Source organism: Streptomyces sp. NPDC012835 (assembly GCF_042900885.1).
Lineage (GTDB): Bacteria > Actinomycetota > Actinomycetes > Streptomycetales > Streptomycetaceae > Streptomyces.
The window spans coordinates 903,449-923,248 of sequence record NZ_JBIBBW010000001.1 but is presented as its reverse complement, the minus strand read 5'-3'; the positions used below and the strand labels follow the sequence as shown (position 1 = coordinate 923,248).

18 protein-coding genes and 1 riboswitch are annotated in these 19,800 nt (G+C 72.1%); of the genes, 8 read left to right on the top strand and 10 right to left on the bottom strand.

Features of this window, described 5'->3' with window-relative positions; genetic code table 11:
* Nucleotides 1-104: 104 nt before the first annotated feature.
* Genes ACFY6S_RS03955 through ACFY6S_RS03940 form a run of 4 tightly spaced genes read right to left on the bottom strand, consistent with a single transcriptional unit; the run spans nt 105 to nt 4,109 of the window.
* Nucleotides 105-1,217, bottom strand: coding sequence for a dehydrogenase (locus ACFY6S_RS03955; protein ID WP_388822456.1), 1,113 nt, complete (start codon nt 1,215-1,217; stop codon nt 105-107).
* Nucleotides 1,199-2,341, bottom strand: coding sequence for a sedoheptulose 7-phosphate cyclase (locus ACFY6S_RS03950; RefSeq protein ID WP_388822453.1), 1,143 nt, complete (start codon nt 2,339-2,341; stop codon nt 1,199-1,201). The genes ACFY6S_RS03955 and ACFY6S_RS03950 overlap by 19 nt, the downstream gene beginning before the upstream one ends.
* The gene (locus ACFY6S_RS03945) at nt 2,338-3,402 is read right to left on the bottom strand and encodes an ROK family protein (RefSeq protein ID WP_388822450.1); all 1,065 of its coding nucleotides are present in this window, start codon (nt 3,400-3,402) and stop codon (nt 2,338-2,340) included. Before ACFY6S_RS03945 ends, ACFY6S_RS03950 begins: the two co-directional genes overlap by 4 nt.
* Nucleotides 3,402-4,109 (bottom strand): 6-phosphogluconolactonase, encoded by a 708-nt coding sequence (locus ACFY6S_RS03940; RefSeq protein ID WP_388822447.1) that lies wholly within the window; start codon nt 4,107-4,109, stop codon nt 3,402-3,404. The genes ACFY6S_RS03945 and ACFY6S_RS03940 overlap by 1 nt, the downstream gene beginning before the upstream one ends.
* Before the next feature lie 976 nt (nt 4,110-5,085).
* A riboswitch (cyclic di-AMP (ydaO/yuaA leader) is annotated at nt 5,086-5,246 on the top strand.
* Between the two features lie 4 nt (nt 5,247-5,250).
* On the opposite strand from ACFY6S_RS03940, the gene ACFY6S_RS03935 reads away from it, so the two are divergent.
* Both ACFY6S_RS03935 and ACFY6S_RS03930 read left to right on the top strand, forming a co-directional pair.
* Nucleotides 5,251-6,264 (top strand): peptidoglycan DD-metalloendopeptidase family protein, encoded by a 1,014-nt coding sequence (locus ACFY6S_RS03935; RefSeq protein WP_388822444.1) that lies wholly within the window; start codon nt 5,251-5,253, stop codon nt 6,262-6,264.
* 182 nt (nt 6,265-6,446) lie between these two features.
* The gene (locus ACFY6S_RS03930; RefSeq protein ID WP_388822442.1) at nt 6,447-7,271 is read left to right on the top strand and encodes an SGNH/GDSL hydrolase family protein; all 825 of its coding nucleotides are present in this window, start codon (nt 6,447-6,449) and stop codon (nt 7,269-7,271) included.
* A gap of 123 nt (nt 7,272-7,394) precedes the next feature.
* Here the strand turns inward: ACFY6S_RS03930 and ACFY6S_RS03925 are convergent, their stop codons facing one another.
* The 6 genes from ACFY6S_RS03925 to ACFY6S_RS03900 form a co-directional block, all read right to left on the bottom strand.
* Nucleotides 7,395-8,312 (bottom strand): STM4011 family radical SAM protein, encoded by a 918-nt coding sequence (locus tag ACFY6S_RS03925; RefSeq protein ID WP_388822439.1) that lies wholly within the window; start codon nt 8,310-8,312, stop codon nt 7,395-7,397.
* Nucleotides 8,313-8,348: 36 nt separating this feature from the next.
* Entirely contained in the window at nt 8,349-9,692 is a 1,344-nt protein-coding gene (locus ACFY6S_RS03920) for an STM4012 family radical SAM protein (protein WP_388822436.1), read from the bottom strand.
* Nucleotides 9,689-10,501 carry an STM4013/SEN3800 family hydrolase gene (locus ACFY6S_RS03915; protein ID WP_388822927.1) on the bottom strand — a complete coding sequence of 271 codons (813 nt, stop codon included), beginning with the start codon at nt 10,499-10,501 and terminating at the stop codon, nt 9,689-9,691. Before ACFY6S_RS03915 ends, ACFY6S_RS03920 begins: the two co-directional genes overlap by 4 nt.
* A gap of 40 nt (nt 10,502-10,541) precedes the next feature.
* Nucleotides 10,542-11,705, bottom strand: a complete 1,164-nt coding sequence (locus tag ACFY6S_RS03910) for an STM4014 family protein (RefSeq protein WP_388822433.1) — start codon at nt 11,703-11,705, stop codon at nt 10,542-10,544.
* Between the two features lie 3 nt (nt 11,706-11,708).
* A complete protein-coding gene (locus tag ACFY6S_RS03905) occupies nt 11,709-12,686 on the bottom strand; it encodes an STM4015 family protein (RefSeq protein ID WP_388822431.1) in 978 nt (325 codons plus the stop codon).
* A gap of 99 nt (nt 12,687-12,785) precedes the next feature.
* Nucleotides 12,786-13,664: a carbohydrate kinase family protein gene (locus tag ACFY6S_RS03900; protein ID WP_388822925.1), complete on the bottom strand. Its 879-nt coding sequence runs from the start codon at nt 13,662-13,664 to the stop codon at nt 12,786-12,788.
* A 430-nt stretch (nt 13,665-14,094) separates the two neighbouring features.
* Between ACFY6S_RS03900 and ACFY6S_RS03895 the strand changes: the two genes are divergently transcribed.
* From ACFY6S_RS03895 to ACFY6S_RS03870, 6 genes are all read left to right on the top strand, one after another.
* The gene (locus tag ACFY6S_RS03895; RefSeq protein WP_388822428.1) at nt 14,095-15,342 is read left to right on the top strand and encodes an MBL fold metallo-hydrolase; all 1,248 of its coding nucleotides are present in this window, start codon (nt 14,095-14,097) and stop codon (nt 15,340-15,342) included.
* A 428-nt stretch (nt 15,343-15,770) separates the two neighbouring features.
* Nucleotides 15,771-17,744, top strand: a complete 1,974-nt coding sequence (locus ACFY6S_RS03890; RefSeq protein ID WP_388822425.1) for a sensor histidine kinase — start codon at nt 15,771-15,773, stop codon at nt 17,742-17,744.
* A 7-nt stretch (nt 17,745-17,751) separates the two neighbouring features.
* Nucleotides 17,752-18,189, top strand: coding sequence for a roadblock/LC7 domain-containing protein (locus ACFY6S_RS03885; protein ID WP_388822422.1), 438 nt, complete (start codon nt 17,752-17,754; stop codon nt 18,187-18,189).
* A gap of 2 nt (nt 18,190-18,191) precedes the next feature.
* Nucleotides 18,192-18,563 carry a DUF742 domain-containing protein gene (locus ACFY6S_RS03880; RefSeq protein ID WP_388822420.1) on the top strand — a complete coding sequence of 124 codons (372 nt, stop codon included), beginning with the start codon at nt 18,192-18,194 and terminating at the stop codon, nt 18,561-18,563.
* Nucleotides 18,541-19,188 (top strand): ATP/GTP-binding protein, encoded by a 648-nt coding sequence (locus ACFY6S_RS03875; protein WP_388822418.1) that lies wholly within the window; start codon nt 18,541-18,543, stop codon nt 19,186-19,188. Before ACFY6S_RS03880 ends, ACFY6S_RS03875 begins: the two co-directional genes overlap by 23 nt.
* Before the next feature lie 31 nt (nt 19,189-19,219).
* Nucleotides 19,220-19,750, top strand: a complete 531-nt coding sequence (locus ACFY6S_RS03870) for a GAF domain-containing protein (RefSeq protein WP_388822415.1) — start codon at nt 19,220-19,222, stop codon at nt 19,748-19,750.
* The last annotated feature ends 50 nt before the right edge of the window (nt 19,751-19,800 follow it).

Below are 19,800 nucleotides of genomic sequence, written 5' to 3'. Positions count from 1 at the left end.
TCGACGTCTCGCGCTCTCGACGTCTCGCGCCGAACCGGGGCGCCGGTCCGGGCTGACGAGCCGGTCCGGCGGTGGTCCGCGCGGCCGGGCTGACGAACCGGTCCTCACGTCAAATCCAGGTCGCTGATCTTCGTGACCGGGTCGACCGGGCGGTGGGCCCGGCCCGGCAGGAGCGGGTCGATCACCATCTTGACGCGCTCCCTCGCTCCGACCGGCACGGCGGCTCCCGACGCCACCGCGGGAATGACCTCCGCGGCCGCGGCCAGCGAGAGCACGTGGGTGATCAGTGGCGTGAAGGTGGCCGGAGACCTGCGCAGGAGGCGTTGAGCGGCTTCCAGGTGCCGACGGGTGGTACCCCGGTGGCCCGTGAGGCCGACCTTCCGTCCCGCCAGGGTGCGGGTCCACGTGACGGCTCCGTCGACCGGGTGACCGCACACGTTCGCCCGGCGGACGGCGCCCAGGTCCACGCCCGGCAGCCCTGTGTGCCGGTCCCCCGGTCCGAAGCCACCGAACAGGTCGATCACGCCGTCGGGGGCGAGCACGTCCAGCGCCTCGGTGAGCGCACCCGGCGCCGCCTCCCGCGGGAGGCACAGGAAAGCGGCCGACACCTCCGGCAGCCCCTCGGGACGGTGACGCAGGATCGTGCTGCCGAGGAGATCGCGTTCGGAGAGGTAGCGCAGCCGCTCCTCGCGGGGGTGCACGAGATGCATCTGGCAGCCACGCAACTCGCCGACCAAGGCGGCCAGTACGGCGGTGGTGCCGGAGCCCCACACGGCGACGGTGTCCGTGCGCGTGACACGGCTCAGCAGCTCCCAGCCGTACAGCACGGCGCCGAGCGGTTCCACCAGCGGTGCGAGGTCGGCGACGAGCCCGGCGTCGGCGTCCACCAGCCCGGGCCCGTCCTGATCGTGCAGGAACAGCTGCCGGAAGATGCCGTCGTAACTGTGCCCGAGCACGCGGTCCTGGACCGACGGATCCACGGGGTTGAAGATCACCGGGCGGGTCCCGCTTCCGGTGGACACCGCGGCCAGCCCTTCGTGGCCGAGGACCGCGGCGGCGTCGGAACGCACGCGTCGCATGATCTGCAGGTCGGTACCGCAGACGCCGGCGCGCAGAATCCGGCAGATCCGTTCTCCCGGCGCGGAGGCGGAGATCTCCCGCTGCTCCAGCGCGCATGCCGAACTGCCCCGGACCATGGTCAGATTGCTGCTCGCCACGCGGGCTCCCCCAGGTCGCTGATGGTCAGACTGCGCCGGTAGGCACGGCGGATCTCGGCCGGTGTCACGTCCTCGACGAAGACGGACTCGCCCAGCCCCACGGGCAGGGGAAGGTGCTGGTGACCGTCACGGTGCCGGACGGCGTCGGCGAATCCGCGCAGCAGCAGGTCGGTGGTGACGCCGGGATGGCTGAGGGGGAGGCCGATGCCGTGCATCAGGTTCAGCGCGCGCAGTGCGTCGGTCCTGGAGAGCAGTCCGCGTTCCCGCGCCAGCAGGCAGCACAGTGCCATGTCGATCGCCACTGCCTCACCGTGCAGCAGGGGTGGTTCCGTGGACAGCTCTATCGCGGGGCTGAACGTGTGGCCGAAGTCCACCAGCCGCCGCAGTTCGTGCTCCCAGAGATTGGGCGACAGTTCCGCGAGCATCCCGTCGACCGCGCGCTGTATCACCCGCTGTCCGACGCCCGGTTGCGGCATCAGCCGGACGATGCGGTCGGCGTGGGAGAACATCAGCTCGAAGAGGGTCCGGTCCCGGATGATCGCCATTTTGATGATCTCGGCCAGGCCGTTGACGATGTGCCGCGTGGGCAGAGTCCGCAGAAATCCCTGATCCAGCAACGTGACCGAGGCCGGGAAGTAGGAGCCGAGGCGGTTCTTGTGCGACTGGTAGTTGATGGCCGTCTTGACGCCGACGGCCGCGTCGACCATTCCGACCAGTGTGGTGGGTACCCGGACGAACGGTATGCCGCGCCGGAAGAGGCTGGCGGCCAGGCCGACGATGTCGGTCAGCACGCCGCCGCCGATGGCCACGATCGGGTCGGCGCGGCGGTTCAGCCCCGCCCGGTCGGCCGCGTCGATGACCGTGAAGAGTGTGTCCGCGTTCTTGTGCCGCTCGTCGGTATCCAGCACCAGGAACTCGGGGCGCACCCCCCAGTGGTGGAAGTAGTCGCGGATGGCGGCCCCGCGGAGCTCGTCGATCCGCACGTCGACCACCACCAGCCGGTGCGCCCCCGTCCGCAGCCGGGCCGCGTCACGCAGGTCCGGGTTACCCGGCGCGAGGACGTTCTCGGACGGCCGGATCTCGTAGCTCTCGTGCCGGGTGGCTTCCACGGTCCATGGCCTCATCGGCGATCCCCTGTCCGGCTTTGAGGGCGTGTCCCGGAGAGAGCGAGCGGTGGAGACGACCCCGCGTGCAGCCCGGCCCCGCGCAGGGCGTCCAGCCCGTCCCGGCTGCCGAGCACCATGCGCCGCTCGAAATAGCCGGGGTCCCGGTCGGTCACGCCGTAGACGCCTCCGGCGCCGAGGTTGCGCAGCACGCTGGCCCGGTACTCGTCGCCCAGCAGCTCGACCACGCCGCCGCTGAGCACGGTGAGGTCCACCTCGGGGTCGAGCGTCGTCTGGGTCAACAGGATGCGGGCGAGGGGCAGGGTGAAGGCGTCCAGCAGCCGGACGGCGCGGGGGTCGCCGTCGTGTACGGCCCGCGCCAGCACGACGATCGGACGGTCACCGGACCGGGCCGGGGAGCGCAGCCACGCCGCTTGGTCAAGCGTGGTGAGCAGGGCCTCGATGCCCCGGCCGGAGGAGTAGGCGGCGAGGTGTCCGGGCACGCCGCAGTCGCAGCGGGCCACCACCGGCCGGCCGTCCATCGCGAACTCGACCGGCAGGTGACCGATCTCGCCCTGTAGGCCGTACACGGGGTCGAGCGGGATGTGACCGGTCCGCAGGTCGATGGTCCGGTAGGCGATACCGGTACTGACGGTCACCGCGGCGGCCTTGGTACGGTCCGGCGGCGCCTGCGCACGCAAGGCGACCGCCAGGGCCGAGACATCGTTGATCACCTTCCAGGTGAGCGCGGGGAGTTCGGCTCTCAGCGGTGTCAGGAGGTCGAACGGGGCGATCTCGGCCCCCCAGAGCGGTGCGCTGGCCCAGATGCGCCCGGTGTGCCCGTTCAGCGCGGCGCCCATCGACACCCCGACGCGGTCCAACGCGTGCTCCCGCAGTGCTTCCCGCGCACTGCGGACCAGGAAGTCGACGAGTTCCGTCTGAAGGTCGGCGGTCGGCCGATCGGGGTTGCCGTGCCGGCTGACCGCGGGCACACGGCTCAGCAGCCGTACCTCTCCCTCTTCGGTCAGCAGTCCGACGCGCCACCAGGTGCCGCCGATGTCGAACGTGAGGACGGGCTCCATCACCGACCGACCTCGGCCCAGGCCGCCTCGTCGACGAGCAGCAGCCCGTCCCCGCCGAGAATGCGCGTGGCGGCGTCGTCCGGCGGGACGTGTCCGTTGACGAGCCGTGCGACCGCCGTCGCCTTGGACTCTCCGGCGGCCAGCACGATCCGCAGGCGTGCGGCGGCCAGCACGTCGACTCCCAGGGTCAGCCGGACCGTACCGTCGTAGGGCTTCGTCACCGAGACGGGTTCATCCGAGGTCACCGGCGCGTCATCCGCGAACAGTGAGGCGACGTGCCCGTCCGTGCCCATGCCCAGCAGGGCGACATCGATCCCGGCGCCCCCGGTGAGGGAGGCCAGTCGACCCGCGTACTCACCGGCACGTGCCGCCAGATCGTCGCCCGGGACCGCGCGGATGGGGTGCCAGTGTTCCTCGGGCACGGCCGCGGGTCGCACCAGGGTGTCTTCCACAAAGGCGGCCGAGGTGGCCGACCGCTCGCCGGACACCCGCTCGTCGGTCTGCACCAGGTGGGCCGCGCGCCAGTCGATATCCTCCTTCGCGAGTAATCGATAGGCGGTGGCAGCTGTACTGGCGCCGGTCAGCGCCACCACACCACCTCCGGGCCGCTCGGCAAGCCTGGCCAACTCCGACTTGATCAGGTAGACCACGTCATCCGACAATGCGGCCAGGGTGGGGAATTTCTTGCTCCTCAGCGATATGCGCACAGCAAAACCTCCGAATGCCGCGGATAAGACGCACTTCCACAAGCGATCTCGCGCCACATTCCAGAGTGACAATCCCCGTCCATCACGACGGAGCCGGCGTCTCAGAAAGATCGCTATTTCCTCATTCTGTGCCGCCGGTCTCCTCTCGCACCACAGAAAACTCGCCTATATACGAACGACGTTGACCGACAGATTTCGCACAAGGGGGAGTTCGGGCAGGCCAGGAGCGTGATCGGATTTCTGTCGGGGTTCTGGTCTCCGTAGCTCTGAACACGGTCTATGCACTTTCGGCCACGGAGTTGGCAGGGCTCGTTCGGCGAGGTCAGGCCGACGTGCGGACCCTTGTACGGCTCTGCTCGGCGCGCCGGCCGACTCTATTGTCTTCACCCGCCCGTTGGGTGCGGGGCGATATCGCTGCCTTGATCGCCCTGGCGAACTCCGCGTCGAACCGCTCCCTGCCGACCTTCTGCGCGAGCCCGGTCGGTACCGGACCTGCGCGGCGGTGGCCGGCTCCGTCCTCGCCTCCTCGGCGCGCTCGCGCCGCGGAGCGTGGATCCGCTCGTCCCGCTCCCCGCGGGCGGCCTCCGACTCCGTGCGGCTCACGGGATGTCGCGCCAACGGATGCGGCGAGGCGGGAACCGGATGCGTACCGACCGGATCACCCAGCGAGGCCGAAGGTCTTGCCACGAGAATCTGTCCGTAATGTTCCGTTGCGCCCAACCTGCCCTGTTAGCAGGGGAGATGGGGTGCGGCGGGTGAGCAGGATCATATCCGTGACGTTGCGTGGTGACGCCGGGAAGAGGGAGGGCCATCTCGTAGGGGAACGGAAGATCCTTAATCCACACAGGGTGACGGGTGGTGCCCGGCGATATTCGTGTGACAGGACGCGGCGGAAAACAGCCGCTTGTTCCGGCCGTCCGACTCGCTTACGTTCACCCTCAATCCGGACGGAACGCCGAATCCTGCCGCCGACCGGAACACACATCCACCCATCCACGTGTGGCAGGAGCGGGGGACCCAGGTAGTACGCCGATCCGGACGAGCCGGAGCGGCTAGGGGTGAAGTCGCGCACCACGCGCGGCCGGGCATCTCCAGCCCGAACCCGACAGCTCACCTCGTAGGCGCCGGAGAGGAACGCACCATGCCCGCCAAGGGTAAGCACCGCCGGCCCAAGGCCAAGCCGTTCTCGCGCGGAATCATCGTCGCGGGTACGGGTGGCGCCGCCATCGCGCTGCCGCTCATCGGCGCCACCGGCGCGCACGCGGCCCAGCAGGGCGCCCCCGCCGCCGCGCCCCAGGCGGCGCCCGCCACGGCGCACACGGCGTCGAGCCTGCCGCTGTCCGCGCAGCGGTCCGCCGTGACGGCGACGACCGCGACGCAGGCCGCCGCGAAGGCGACCGCGACGACGAAGACGACCAAGGTCTACTCCGTGGTCTCCGGCGACTATCTTTCCAAGATCGCCGCGGAGCAGCGGGTGCGGGGCGGCTGGCAGCAGCTGTACGAGGACAACCGGCAGGCCATAGGCGGCGACCCCGAGCTGATCCACCCCGGTCTGAAGCTCAGCATCGGGACGCGGGCGGCCTCGGCGCCGTCCACCTCGTCGGGTACCGAGACCGACTCGTCGGGTGCCAGGACCGAAACGCCGGCGAAGTCGTCCGGTTCCGGCACCACCGCGCCCAAGTCCTCGGCTTCCGGGTCCGGCACCTCCACCGGCACCTCCGCCTCCAACACGGCCGCACAGACCACCGGCGCCGGGTTCACCAAGCCCGTCGACGCGGCGGTCGGCACCTCCTACCGCGCGGCGGGCGGCAGCTGGTCCAGCGGCTACCACACGGGCGTGGACTTCATCGCCTCCTCCGGCTCCACGGTCAAGGCGATCGGCGCGGGCACCGTCGTGTCGGCCGGATGGGGCGGCTCGTACGGCAACCAGGTCGTCATCCGGCACAGCGACGGCAAGTACTCCCAGTACGCCCACCTGTCCGCCGTGTCCGTCTCCGCCGGCCAGAGCCTCTCCGCCGGCCAGCAGATCGGCCTCTCCGGCGCGACCGGCAACGTCACGGGACCGCATCTCCACTTCGAGGTCCGCACCGGACCCGACTACGGTTCGGACATCGACCCGCTGGCGTACCTCCGCTCGCAGGGCGTCACCGTCTGACCCGTCCCTGACGGCGATCCGCCACCGGCCCGTCCCGGCCGTCGCCCGGCACCTCGTGCCGGGCGACGGCCGTTTCCGGCTATTCCCAGTTGGGGGAAACTTGACCGATGGGGTTTCTCACCCCTGGTCAACCCCTCCTTACGGTCGCGTAGGTCACATCTCCGGGTGAAGGATGTACCGCTGTGGCAGACGATTCGAGATCAAGAAGAAATGGCACGTTCGGGTCGTACGCGGCGATCGGCGACAGTTTCACGGAAGGTGTGGGCGACCCGGGACCCGACGGTCTGTTCGTCGGCTGGGCGGACCGGCTCGCGGTCCTCCTCGCCGACCAACTCCCCCTCTCCGGTACGACGGCGGACACCGCGCACGGGGACTTCCGCTACGCCAACCTCGCCGTACGCGGCCGGCTCCTCGACCAGGTCGTCGAGGAGCAGATACCCCGGGCCAGGGAGCTCGCCCCGGACCTGGTGACCTTCATCGCGGGCGGCAACGACATCATCCGCCCCGGCACCGACCCCGACGATGTGGCCGAGCGCTTCGAGCGGGCCGTCGCCGACCTCACCGAAGCCGTCGGCACCGTCATGCTGGCCACCGGATTCGACACCCGGGGCGTACCCGTACTGCGGCATCTGCGCGGCAAGATCGCCACGTTCAACCTGCACACCCGGGCCATCGCCGACCGTTACGGCTGCCCCGTGCTCGACCTCTGGTCCCTCAAGTCCGTCCAGGACAGGCGGGCCTGGGACGGCGACCGGCTGCATCTGTCACCCGACGGGCACACCCGGGTCGCGCTGCGCGCCGCCCAGGTGCTCGATGTCGACGTACCCGCCGACCCGGACCAGGTGTGGCCCCCGCTGCCGCCGCGCGGCACCCTGGAGGTGCGGCGCGACGACATCCACTGGGCACGCGAGTATCTGGTCCCCTGGATCGGGCGCAGGCTGCGCGGCGAGTCCTCCGGCGACCACGTGGCGGCGAAGCGCCCCGACCTGCTGCCGCTGCACCACTGAGGCGAAGGGCGCTCGGGCGCGACGGGCCGGGCGGCGGACGCCTCGTGGCGCGGTCTCGTCCGACGCTCCGGCGTCGACCGCACCGACGGCGGAGCGCCCTTCACCCCGGCCTGCCGATCGGCGTCAGGCCGGGTCGACGGTCGCCGCGACGGGCGGCGCCGGAAGGAGCGGCAACGGCGTGCGGCCGCCGGCCGGCGGGACGGCTGCCGGGACACGCTCCAGCACGCCGCCGGCGAAGACGTCGTACAGCGGCAGCATCTCCAGGTGCACATAGCCGATGTGGCAGTCGCACACCGCCAGCGGGCAGGCCCTCGGCGCCGACGCCCGCCGGTAGGAGCCGTCGTACAGATTGCCCAGTTCGGCCCGGACGAAATGGCAGCGCCGCACCGTGCCCGCGCCGTCCACCGAGATCACCGACGCGCCCGTCCGGCAGGGCAGCCCGGCCGAGCGGTGCGGATGGCGGCTGTACGGGAAGAGCGGATCGAGGTCCGTCCAGCGGGCGGCCTCCTCGTCCGTGTACGTGTGCCCCTCGGCCGCGTTGATCCACAGGTAGACGTGCGCGGGCAGCTCGGCGCGCAGCCGGCGGGCCTGCTCCAGATGGCCGGCGAGACCGACGACCCCCACGCTGAACCGGATGCCCAGGGCCGACAGTTCATGGGTCTTGGCGAGGAAGCGGTCGTACGGCGTCTGCCCCGGGTGGTAGGTGCACCACAGCGCGAGCTTCCGGGGGTCGGCGTCCGCCAGCCAGTCGGTGCGGCAGCTCAGATTGGTCTGGATCGCCACCCGGCGCAGATGCGGGAGGTGTGACAGCTCGGTGAGCGTCCGCCGGTACCAGGACCGGACCAGGCCCTCGCCCCAGGGGGTGAACAGCACCGAGAGCCGGTCCTCCGCGGGCCGTGCGGCCCACGCGGCGAACCGCTCCAGGGCCGACCGGTCGGCGCGCAGCTGAGCGGGGCTGTCGCGCCGCTTGGCGAACGGGCAGTAGGGACAGTCGTAGTCGCAGGAGGCGAGCGGTCCGCGGTAGAGGATCGTCAGGTCCACAGGGATCTCACTTCGGCTCGGGCCGGTCGGCGCCGGTCACTTCGGCAGGTACGCGGCCATCGCGGCCCGCACGGCGGGGGAGAAGAGGGCCGGGCCCAGCGCGTCCGAGTGGGCGAGCCCCTCGGGTGAGAGCCGCAGCAACCCGGGGCCCGCGCTCTCGTCCAGCCAGCCGAGCGCGGCGAACCGGTCCAGCTCGGCCGGGAAGTCCTCGACGGGCGCGGCACCGAACCGCTCCCGGTACTCCGCCACCGCCATGCCCCGTGCCTGGAGCAGCGACTGGAGCAGATGACGGCGGCGGGCCTCGCCGCCGTCGACGCGGTACCCCACCTCGGCGCGGGTGAAGTCCTCCGTCGCGGTGTACGTGTCGATGATGGCCCGGATCTCGCGCATGTCGACGGCGTAGTCGAACGAGTAGTGGAGCGCGGAGGTGTAGGAGCGGGCCCCGCAGCCCAGCCCGACCATGCCGTCGGTCTGGCACGCGTGGTCGTCCGGGCCCTGCGCGGGGGAGCCGGGGCGGCGGAACATCCGCATGGACACCTGCTCGTACCCGTGGGCGAGCAGGTGGTCGCGGCCCTCCCGGTAGAGCCGCAGCCGCTGGGCGTCCCAGGCCGCCTCCCCGCCCGCGCCGAGTCTGCCGAGGCCGGTGAGCGGCCGTACGTAGAGGGGGTAGAGGTACAGCTCCTCAGGCCGCCAGGCCAGAGCGGCGTCCAGGGAGTGGCGCCAACTGGCCCCCGTCTGGCCGTCGATGCCGTAGATCAGATCGATGTTCAGCAGGGGGATGCCCGTGTCGCGTATCCGGCCGAGCGCCGCCTCGACCTCGGCACGGCGCTGCGGCCGTACGGCGGCCTTCGCCTCCGCCTCGACGAAGCTCTGCACGCCGATGCTCAGCCGGGTCGCGCCCCGGTCGGCGAGGACGGCCAGCCGGTCGGCGGTGGCCGTGGCGGGGGAGGTCTCGACGGAGAGCGGGACGGAGCGCAGATCCGCGCCCATGCGTTTCTCCGCGATGTCGCAGAGCCGCTCCAGCTCACCGGCGTCGAGGAAGGTCGGCGTGCCGCCGCCGAAGGCCGCGGCGGCGAACCGCACGGGACCGGACCCGCCGGGGCCTTCGATCGCGTCGCGTGCGGCGGTCGCCTGACGGTCGAGGGCGTCGAGGTAGCGCGTCGTCAGCTCGTCGGGGGCGCCGATCCGGGTGAAGAGGTTGCAGAAGCCGCAGCGGACCTCGCAGAACGGTATGTGCAGATAGAGGGAGAGTGCGTCCTTGCGCTCCCCGGCCCACAGCTCGCGCAGCGCGGGCCGGTCGGTCAGCGGGCGGTAGGCCGTCTTGTGCGGATAGGCGTAGACGTAGCTCTCGTACGGGCGTGGTGCGGTGGGTGTGCTCATGGGGCGGAACCGGGCTCCAGGAAGAAGTGGGCGTACGGCACGGTCCACACGGACGCGTGACCCAGCCGGTGGCCGGTCCAGCCGTCGTCCCCGTAGGCGGTGCCATGGTCCGAGCAGACGATGGTGAAACAGCGGCGGCGGCGGCTCGCGGCGGCGAAGAGACGGCCGATGTGCCGGTCGACGTACTCCAGCGCGGCGGCGTGCGTGGCCCGGGAGTCGCCGGCCTCGCGGGTGGCGCCGGGCAGATGGAACCAGTTGGGCTGGTGCAGCGCGGCCACATTGACGAAGAGGAACAGCCGCCGCTCGGGCTCAAGACCGGCGATCACCTGCTCCGCGCGGTCGATCTGGGCCTCGAAGGAGGTCGGCGAGGCGACGCCGAACTCCGGCTCCCAGTGGCTCTCCTGGAACAGTCCGGGCAGTACGGAGCCGAGCGCTCCCCGCTTGTTGAAGAAGCCGACCCCGCCGACGCACACGGTGCGGTAGCCCGCCGAGGCGAGCCCCGCCACCAGGTCGGGGCTGTCGAAGACGAAAGTCCCCCCGGCCGTGGACTCGCTGCCGCCGAAGCGCGCCGCGAACAGCCGGGGATGGGGCCCGGGGGCCGCGGGGGTGGGCAGGAACCCGGCGAAGATCGCCTGGTGCGAGGCGTAGGTGAAGCTGCCGGGCGCGTGCCGCCTCTCCCAGCGGCCTCCCGGCAGATGACGGGCGAGATGGGGTATCCGGCCCGCCGCGGCGAGTTCCTCCGCGACGTCGAACCGCAGGGTGTCGAGGGTGATGAGCAGCAGATCGTCCCGCCCGACGACCTCGTTCATGTCGATCGGGCCGGCCGGACCGGCGACGTCCCGCATCAGATCAGATCCCGGCACGCGTCACGCCCTCCCCCGTGCCACGGGCGGCGCGCCCGGGCAGCGCCGCGAGCTGAGCCGCGTAGGTGTCCAGTCCCTCGGCGCCGCTTCCCGGCAGTCCGGTCAGGCGGGGCAGCAGATCGCCGAAGGCGTTGACCTCGCAGACGGCGAACCGCCGCCAGCCCGGCGACGGCAGCAGGTCCACCCCCACGCAGTGGGTGCCAGGGAAGCACTCCGCCGCCTGCTCGCACAGGGCGAGGGCGGCGGACCAACTGCCGCCGGACGCCTCGGTCTCGGCGCGGACCCGGTCGAGATCGCCCCGTACGCCGCCGAGATGGAGGTTGGTCATGGGGGAGCGGCTGCTCCGCACGACGGCGTGCGTCGCCCGGCCCGCGACGACCACCACCCGGAGGTCCGCCGGTCTGCCGCCCGCCGTGCCCTTGGCCAGCCACCGCTCGATGTGCAGGCCGTCGGGGGCCAGGGTGTCGACGACGGCCGCCACGGTGCGCTCGCTCGTATAGCTCCGTACCCGCAGGGAGTTGTACAGCCGCCCCGCCGGGTCCCGCTCCACGGACGTGACGGCCCGCACCCGGCCGGGCCCCGCGATGTCCACGGCGAGGACCCCGGAGGCCGAGGAGCCGTGAGCGATCTTGACGAACGCCCGGCGCAGCCCCGCCCCGGCCATCAGGGCCCTGACATCGTCCCAGCCACGGACGGCCGGGGCGCCGGCGCCCGAGGTGGGCGACGCGGGAACCGCCACGCCCGCCGCTTCGAGCACGCCGTGGCACAGCCGCTTGTCGAAGAGCACCGCCAACTCCTCCGGGGCGTCCAGCAGATCGGCCCCTGCGCCCCTTACCCGCTCGCCCAGCTCCCGCGCTGCGGCGGTGAACCGCTCGTACCAGCGGCCCGTGCCCTCGACCCTGGTGGGGTCGTCGACGCCGCGCAGCAGCCGGTCCACCTCGGGGTCCTCGCCCGGCGAGTCGATCCGTACGGTCTCGCCCGCCGCGAACTCCGCCCGGCCGCGCAGCACATCGCGCCAGGACACCACCCGGGCGGCGGGCAGGCCGGCTTCGCCGACGGCGTCCTGGAACAGGGTCGTGCGGCGGTGGCCGGGGATCCCGACCACGGTCAGTCGCGGCTCCAGGCCCTGGCCGCCGGGGAGGGGACGCATCGGTTACTCGGCCACCGCGACGTAGCGGTGCTCCTCGCCATCGTCGTCATCCCACTCCTCCGCGCCCTCGATCTCGGACAGGTCGACCTCCACTCCGGCCGCGCCGAGGACGGACCGGAGACGCTCGCGCGTCTCCTCACCGACGTAGTTGTGACGCAGATCGAGTCTCCTCAAGTGCGTGAGCGACTGGCCGCCGAGGAGGGCTTCCGCGCCCTCGTCGCCCAGGGTGCCCATCGAGAGATCGAGACTCTCCAGACGGGCCACGACGGGGGCGCCGGACAGCGCGGTCGCGATCTCGTCCTGGATGACGCTGTTGCGCAGCGCCAGATGGCGCAGCCGGGGGAGCCGGGAGCCGGCCAGGATGGGCGCGAGGTCGGACACGCTCGTGTTCGCGCCGTATTCGTCCGAGCCGAGCCAGAGGTCCAGATGCTCCAGCGCGGGCAGGTCGCTCGCGCCGATGCCCCGCACCACCTCGGCGTCCAGGCCGCCCGTCTCGACGGTGAGCGAGCGCAGCCGCGCGTGCCGGACGGCGGGGAAGGCCAGCTGCTGACCGCCCCTGACGCCGAACTCCATCAGCTCGGGGAAGGCGTCGAGCAGCGGGGTCACCAGCCCCTGGGTGATCCAGGAGATCTCGCACTCCTCGGCGGTGATGTCACCGACGAACAGGGCGCGCAGCGCCGGCAGCCGGTCGCGGGCGGCGAGGATCGCCGCGATCACCGCGTCGGGGCCCGACTCGTACGCGTCGGGCCAGTGACCGACGATCAGCGCACCGACCTCGGTGGTGTCGACGGTGGCGGTGAAGCGGGCGAACGCCTCCTCCCACCGCTCTTCCTCGCGGTACGTCTCGGTGGCTATGCGCCAGGCCACGGAGGCGGCCTCCGGAAGCTTCGCGTCCGAACCCGAGACCGCGTCCGTGCCCGCTTCCGGGAAGTCGAACACGGGCAGCCCGTGGAACTCCCGCAGATGGTCCGAGATAGTCATGGCCGTGCTCCAGACGCCGGTGTGAGGATCGGTCGATCGGGAGCAGTTCTACCAAGCGCCACTGACAACGGGGGTCGCGGGGCGGCGCCCGTGCCCGGCTCAGACGCTGTCGGCCAGCAGCGCTTCGAGTCCGATCAGCGCGTCGCCGCCCTCCGCCGTACAGGCGTGGGCGCCCGCCAGCGCGCCCAGCCGGGCGCACTCCTCCAGTCCGCGGCCGGCCAGCCTGCCGTGCAGGAACCCGCAGACGTACGCGTCGCCCGCGCCGTTGGAGTCCACCACCGGTCCCGGCGGCGGGGTCGCGGCGACCGGACGGGGGGTACGGCCGCCCTCCCGGGTCATCACATACGAGCCGCCCGCTCCGGCCATCGCGATCACGGCCTCGGCCCGGCCCTCGCGGAGGATCTCCCGCATCACGGAGGCGATGCGCTCCTTCGCGCCCGCCGCGCTGAGGAACACCAGATCGGAGCGGAAGGCGAAGTCCCGGTGGTAGTCCGACAGACCGTCCCAGTCGTGCAGATCGGTCGAGACCGGCACGCCCAGCGTCTCGATGTCGTCGAAGAGGAAACGGGTGAAGTTGGTGAGGGAGAGATGCACATGACGCGTACGGCGCAGATGCGGCAGATAGAAATCGCGCGGCATCCGCAGATCGTCCGGGTCCCGGGCGTCGTGGAAGGACATCCTGCGGCCCGTCCTGTCCACGAGGTTGACGGCACGGCGGGTGCCCGCCGGGGAGATCAGGGCCTCGAAGTCCACGCCGCCGGCGGCCAGCCGCTCACGGACCTGGCCGCCCGTCCAGTCGTCGCCTATGTAGTCGAGGAACTTCACGTCCAGGCCCAGGGCCCGGCAGCCGAGCGCCACATTGCCGCCGGTGTGCCCCGGCCATTCGCGGATCGGCCCCACCGAGACCGAGTCGGCGAGCGGTACGGGCAGCGAGTCGACCCGGACGACGGTGTCCACTCCGCTGCCTCCGACGACCAGCACGTCGTGATGGGGCTGCTCGGTCCGATCGGTTCCCTGCTGAGCCACAATCTCCCTCTCCGGTGCCCTGATGTCCGCCGGCCCGCTGCGGCCGGCGTCCCTGTGCGTACCGCCGTGCTCCGGCGTCCCTGCCCTGTGGCGTACCGCCGTGCCTCCGGCCCCGCCCCTGCCCGCCCCCGCTGTCGCCGTCACCCTATCGAGCGGCCCGGCGGCCCCGCTCGTGCCCGGGCGTACCGGGCGTACCGTCCGCAGCGGAAAGCCGGTCCGGAGAGGGCCGGATTCCGGGCGTACCCGGGAATCCTCGGGGCACTGACAACGTTGGACCGGCGTATGAGACGCCGGGTCGTGTCTTGATCGAATGTGATCGACTCGACCCGCGCTGTTGTGCATACGCGGTCATAATGGACGAAACGAACCTTCAGGAGGTGCTGTGACAGGCGCTGGTTCCCCCCTTCCGCTGCGTTCACGGCTGCGCTCGCTGCGACCCACCGCCTTCGGGGCCGACTCCGCCGGGGAGAGGCTGGAGCGCATCCACCGCTCGCCCAACTTCGCGGACGGCGTGTTCCAGAACCCGGTGGGCTCCAGGACCAGGCCGTCCGGCGCCTCGGGCCTGGAACTGGCGAAGATCTACTTCCAGAAGGACGCGCGGACGCGCCGCGCCCCGTCGGGCGCCATCCCCGTGCACCCGACGACTCTCGCGGATCTCGCCCGGCCGCCCGCCTCGGGCCTGCGGCTCACCTGGATGGGGCATTCCACGGTCCTGGCCGAGATCGACGGCCGGCGGGTGCTCTTCGACCCGGTCTGGGGCGACCGCTGCTCGCCGTTCGCCTTCGCGGGGCCGAAGCGGCTGCACCCCGTACCGGCACCGCTCGCCGCGCTCGGTCCTGTCGACGTGGTGGTGATCTCGCACGACCACTACGACCATCTCGATCTGCCCACGATCAAGGCGCTGGTCTCCACCGACACGGTCTTCGCCGTGCCGCTGGGCGTGGGGGCCCATCTGGAGAGCTGGGGGGTGGCCCCCTCCCGGCTGCGGGAACTCGACTGGAACGAGTCCACCGAGGTCGGAGGGGTCACGCTGACCGCCACCCCCGCACGCCACTTCTGCGGGCGCGGTCTGCGCAACCAGCAGCACACCCTCTGGGCGTCCTGGGCGGTGACCGGGCCCGAGCACCGGATCTACCACAGCGGCGACACCGGCTACTTCCCCGGCTTCCGGGACATCGGGGCGGAGCACGGTCCGTTCGACGCCACCATGATTCAGATCGGGGCGTACAGCGAGCACTGGCCCGACATCCACATGACCCCGGCCGAGGGGATGCGCGCCCACCTCGACCTCCAGGGCGGCCGTCCCTCCGGTGTCATGCTCCCCATCCACTGGGGCACCTTCAACCTCGCCCCGCACCCGTGGGCCGAGCCCGGCGAGGGCACGGTGGCCGCCGCCGCCGAGGCGGGCGCGGCTCTGGCGCTGCCGGTCCCCGGGCAGCCGTTCGAGCCCACGGGGGACGGTGTTCCCGACGCCCCGTGGTGGCGCTCCGTTGCGGTGCCGCCGGCCGGTGGCTGGCCGGCGCGTCCCGCGCCCGTGATCGCCGAGGTGATCGCGGGCGAGGAGCTCGGCACCGGATCGCAGGAGACGGCCTCGACGGGCAGGGCCGAGGAGGCGGCGTCCTCCGCGTAGCCGCAGGGGAGGGCGCGTGGCGCCGCTCGTACGACGGACCAGTGGGGCCGGGCGATCGCCCGGCCCCACCGGCGTACCCGGCCCCACCGGCGTACCCGGCCCCACCGGCGTACCCGGCCCCGCCCGCCGAGGTCGGACACGCGAGCGGGGCCACGCGTCCGCCGTCCGCGCGCCACCTGTCGCAGACGATGTTCGACGTCCGAGTTCGAATGCCGTATTTCGTGCTGGTGTGCGATGCCTCATACCGGAGTGGGACGCTCTGTGGGGAACTTCGTCAACTGCCCACCCCGAGGGAGCGCTTGACGACTACCGTGTGTGCTCGGTGATCAACGGAGGGCTGAAGCGGCACGCGCCGGTCCTGCCGCTGCGCCGCTTTCCGGAACACCAGCACGACGCCGCTTCCTGGGGCTCACGTACCGAGGACACTGATGTCTCAACTTCGCGCACCCGCGCGGCCCGAGCGCCGCGAGGGCGGGCGGCACGGCCGCCCCGGCCCCCGCTCGCCGCTCTCCCCGGCCAGGGCGGAGGCGCCGACGCCGCCCGACACCCGCATACGTCCCCAACTCGTGCGCACGGCGGTCCTGCCCGCGACCGTCGCGGCACTGAGCGGCGCGGCGGCCGTGGCGCTCGTCCTGCGCTCCACCGGGGCGGAACCGACAGCGCAGACCTGGGCGGCCCTCTTCGGGACCGCGCTGCTCGCCTTCGCCGCCGTCGCCGCGGCCGCGCTCGGCGCGGAACGTACCGCCAGGTCCGTCCTCGGGCGCTGCGACGAACTGCGCCTCGTCAGCGTGCGGGGGCAGGCCGAACTGCGCGCGGTGGTCGAGCGGCTCGAACGGGGCGAGCGGGTCGGCACACGCCGATCGACCGGTGCGTCGGGCGACGGCGTGCCGGGCGGGCCCGATGCGGCCGCGATCGTCCTCGGCGACGAATTCGACCTGCTGGCAAAGGAGTTGCGCCGCTCCCAGGAAGCCGCCCTCGGGGCGGTGGTGCACGCGTCCCAGATCTCCGCAAGCGTCAAGAACGAACAGAAGGTGGAGGTCTTCGTCAATCTGGCGCGCAGGCTCCAGTCGCTGGTCCACCGGGAGATCCAGCTGCTCGACGAGTTGGAGAACGAGGTCGAGGACCCCGAGCTGCTGAAGGGTCTCTTCCACGTCGACCATCTGGCCACGCGTATCCGCAGGCACGCGGAGAACCTCGCCGTGCTCGGCGGGGCGGTCTCCCGCCGGCAGTGGAGCCGGCCGGTCGCCATGACGGAGGTGCTGCGCTCCGCCATCGCCGAGGTCGAGCAGTATCCCCGGATCAAACTGGTGCCGCCCATCGACGGCACCCTGCGCGGCCACGCGGTCGCCGACGTCATCCACCTGCTGGCCGAACTGGTCGAGAACGCCACGCTGTTCTCCTCACCGCACACCCAGGTCCTGCTGCGGGCGCAGCATGTGACGGCGGGTCTCGCCATCGAGGTGGAGGACCGGGGGCTGGGGATGCCCGCCGACGAGCAGCAGCGGATGAACGCGCTGCTCACCGACCCCGATCAGGTGAATGTGGCGCACCTGCTCCAGGACGGGCGGATCGGACTCTTCGTGGTCTCGGCGCTGGCGCGCAGACACGGGATCGCGGTACGCCTCCAGGCCAATATCTACGGTGGCGTCCAGGCCGTACTGGTCCTGCCGCAGACACTGCTCGGCTCGGACCGGACCGACGAGCCGGGACGCGGCCGTGGTCATGGCTCCGGACATGGCCCCGGCCACGGTTCCGGACCCGGGTCCGCTCACGGCTCGGCCGCTCCGGCGGTCCCACCCGTACAGCAGCCCCAGCCGGAGGCTCGGCCCCAGCCGTCCCGGCCCCGGCAGCAGGCCCAGCCGTACGGACAGCAGCGGCAGCAGCAGCTCCAGCAGCCGCAGCGGCCCCAGATGTACGAGAGGCCGCCCCACGCCCAGTCGTCCGAGAACGGCACCGGGCAGCCGGGCGCCCCCACCCCGCTGCCCGTACGCGGAGCACACGACCGGCGCCCCGGCCCCCGCCACGCCGACCGGCGCCCCGAGTCCGCCGCCGTGCCCCCGCCCCGGCCTTCCGCCGCCCCCGCTCCGGGCGGTGCGGACGCAGCCGTGGAGGCGGACGGCACGATCCACAGCGCCGCGAGCCGCCCTCAGCTGCCCAGGCGACGGGGCCAGGAACATCTCGTACCGCAGCTCCGGGACGCCCCCGCCCCGCCCCGGACCGGCGATCCGGTACTCCACGACCCCGGTCTGATGGCCGCCTTCCAGCGCGGCATCGGCCTCGCCGAATCCCGCCCTGACACCGACGCCGTGCCCGTCCCCCACGCCGATCCGCTCGACGACCGCCCCGCGGACCCTCTGCCGGAACCGCAGCGCCACGACACCACCCCCACTTCGAAGGAGTAGATGAACCATGGCGAGCGATGTACCCATCGGCCATGTCTCGGACCTGGACTGGCTGTTGAGCGGTCTGGTCCAGCGAGTCCCCTATACGCGCAGCGCCGTGCTGCTCTCCTCCGACGGCCTGGTCAGGTCCGTGCACGGGATGGACGCCGACAGCGCCGACCACATGGCGGCCCTGGCCTCCGGCCTCTACTCCCTGGGCCGCAGCGCCGGGGCCCGGTTCGGCGACGGCGGCGAGGTGCGCCAGGTCGTCGTGGAGCTGGACTCCACCCTGCTCTTCGTCTCGACAGCGGGCTCCGGCACCTGTCTCGCCGTGCTCGCGGGACGTGAGGCGGACGCGGCGGTGCTCGGCTACGAGATGGCGATGCTGGTCAAGAGCGTACGGCCGTATCTGGTCACCCCCCTGCGACAGGGCGCCGGTACCGCACCGGGCGCCGAGGCCCGCTGACCGTGCCGCTCCCGACGGAAGGACCGTGGCTCGACGACGCGGCCGGCCGGCTGATCCGTCCGTACGCCGTCAGCGGGGGCCGCACCCGGCCGACGACGGCGCTGGACCTGCTGACGCTGGTGATGTCCACGGGGTCGGTGCCCGAGGCTCCCCTCGGCCCCGAACACGCCCAGGCCGTGGGCCTCTGCCAGGGGCCGACCTCGGTGGCGGAGATCGCGGCGCATCTGCGGCTCCCCGCGACGGTCACCAAGGTCCTGCTCTCCGATCTGGTGGACTGCGGGGCGATCGCCGCACGTCCACCGGACAGCTTCGACAATCCCACCGACCGTTTCCTGCTGGAGGCAGTGCTCGATGGCCTACGACGACAGCTCTGACCCGCTCGCCGGATTCGCCTCCGGCGCCGGCCGGTTCCCGGCGGCCGAGCCGTTCCCGACCGCGCTGAAGGTCCTGGTCGCGGGCGGGTTCGGGGTCGGCAAGACGACGTTCGTCGGAGCGGTCAGCGAGATCGCCCCGTTGAGCACCGAGGAACTGCTGACCCAGGTCAGCGCGGCCACCGACGATCTGACGGGCGTCGAGGCCAAGTCCTCCACGACGGTCGCCATGGACTTCGGCCGGCTGACACTCGACGAACGCCACGTGCTCTATCTCTTCGGCACACCCGGCCAGGAGCGCTTCTGGTTCATGTGGGACGAGCTGTCACGGGGCGCGCTCGGCGCGATCGTGCTGGCCGACACCCGGCGGCTCGCCTACTCCTTCTCCGCCGTGGACTTCTTCGAGCAGCGCGGCATCGGATTCGTCGTCGCCGTCAATGAGTTCGACGGTTCGTACCGCTACGAACCGGATGAGGTGCGGGCCGCCATGGACCTCAAGCCGGAGGTGCCGATCGTGCTCTGCGACGCCCGTATCGCCAGCTCCGGTATCCAAACCCTGGTCACGCTCGTTCAACATTTGATCACCTCGTCCTCGTCGCTCCCGCCCGTACCGGAGAACGCCGAATGACCCTGATATCCCCGACCGACGGAGCCCGCCCATGACGTACGACCCGATCGGCCGTCTGCTGCTCACCCCGGTCGACCGGGAGGCGCCGGAGCGGGCGCTGCGACTGCGCGGCCTCGGACTGGGGGAGCGCCCGGAGCCGGCCCTCGACGCCTTCGCCGGTGAACTGGCCCGGATGACCGGCGCCCCGCACGCGATGGTCAACTTCATCGACGAACACCGGCAGTTCTTCGCGGGACTGCACGCGCCGCCCGGCGGCCGGGGCGAGCGGTTCATGGCCAGGGACCACGGCTACTGCCCCTATGTGGTCGTACGGCGCAAGGCCCTGGTCCTGGAGGACGTGAGGGACTACCCGCGGTTCGCCGGGAACGCCCTGGTGGACGAGGTCGGCATCCGCTCGTACCTCGGCGCGCCGCTGCTCGACCGGACGGGCATGGCGCTGGGCACCGTCTGCGTGGCGGACACGGAGCCGCGGCGCTGGGGGCGGACCGGGCTGGAGACCATCAAATCGTCCGCCGCGCAGCTGATGTCGGAGATCCACCGCAGGGAGTCCGGTCATCTCTGATCGACCGCCCGGACAGGACGGCTGCCGGCAGCCCGGTTGCTCGCGGTGCG

Bases quoted from the DNA above. Each gene is read 5' to 3' on its own strand.
- ACFY6S_RS03950 (WP_388822453.1), bottom strand. From the start codon at position 2,341: ATGAGGCCATGGACCGTGGAAGCCACCCGGCACGAGAGCTACGAGATC.
- ACFY6S_RS03945 (WP_388822450.1), bottom strand. From the start codon at position 3,402: ATGGAGCCCGTCCTCACGTTCGACATCGGCGGCACCTGGTGGCGCGTC.
- ACFY6S_RS03935 (WP_388822444.1), top strand. From the start codon at position 5,251: ATGCCCGCCAAGGGTAAGCACCGCCGGCCCAAGGCCAAGCCGTTCTCG.
- ACFY6S_RS03920 (WP_388822436.1), bottom strand. From the start codon at position 9,692: ATGAGCACACCCACCGCACCACGCCCGTACGAGAGCTACGTCTACGCC.
- ACFY6S_RS03915 (WP_388822927.1), bottom strand. From the start codon at position 10,501: ATGAACGAGGTCGTCGGGCGGGACGATCTGCTGCTCATCACCCTCGAC.
- ACFY6S_RS03910 (WP_388822433.1), bottom strand. From the start codon at position 11,705: ATGCGTCCCCTCCCCGGCGGCCAGGGCCTGGAGCCGCGACTGACCGTG.
- ACFY6S_RS03905 (WP_388822431.1), bottom strand. From the start codon at position 12,686: ATGACTATCTCGGACCATCTGCGGGAGTTCCACGGGCTGCCCGTGTTC.
- ACFY6S_RS03890 (WP_388822425.1), top strand. From the start codon at position 15,771: ATGTCTCAACTTCGCGCACCCGCGCGGCCCGAGCGCCGCGAGGGCGGG.
- ACFY6S_RS03885 (WP_388822422.1), top strand. From the start codon at position 17,752: ATGGCGAGCGATGTACCCATCGGCCATGTCTCGGACCTGGACTGGCTG.
- ACFY6S_RS03875 (WP_388822418.1), top strand. From the start codon at position 18,541: ATGGCCTACGACGACAGCTCTGACCCGCTCGCCGGATTCGCCTCCGGC.
- ACFY6S_RS03870 (WP_388822415.1), top strand. From the start codon at position 19,220: ATGACGTACGACCCGATCGGCCGTCTGCTGCTCACCCCGGTCGACCGG.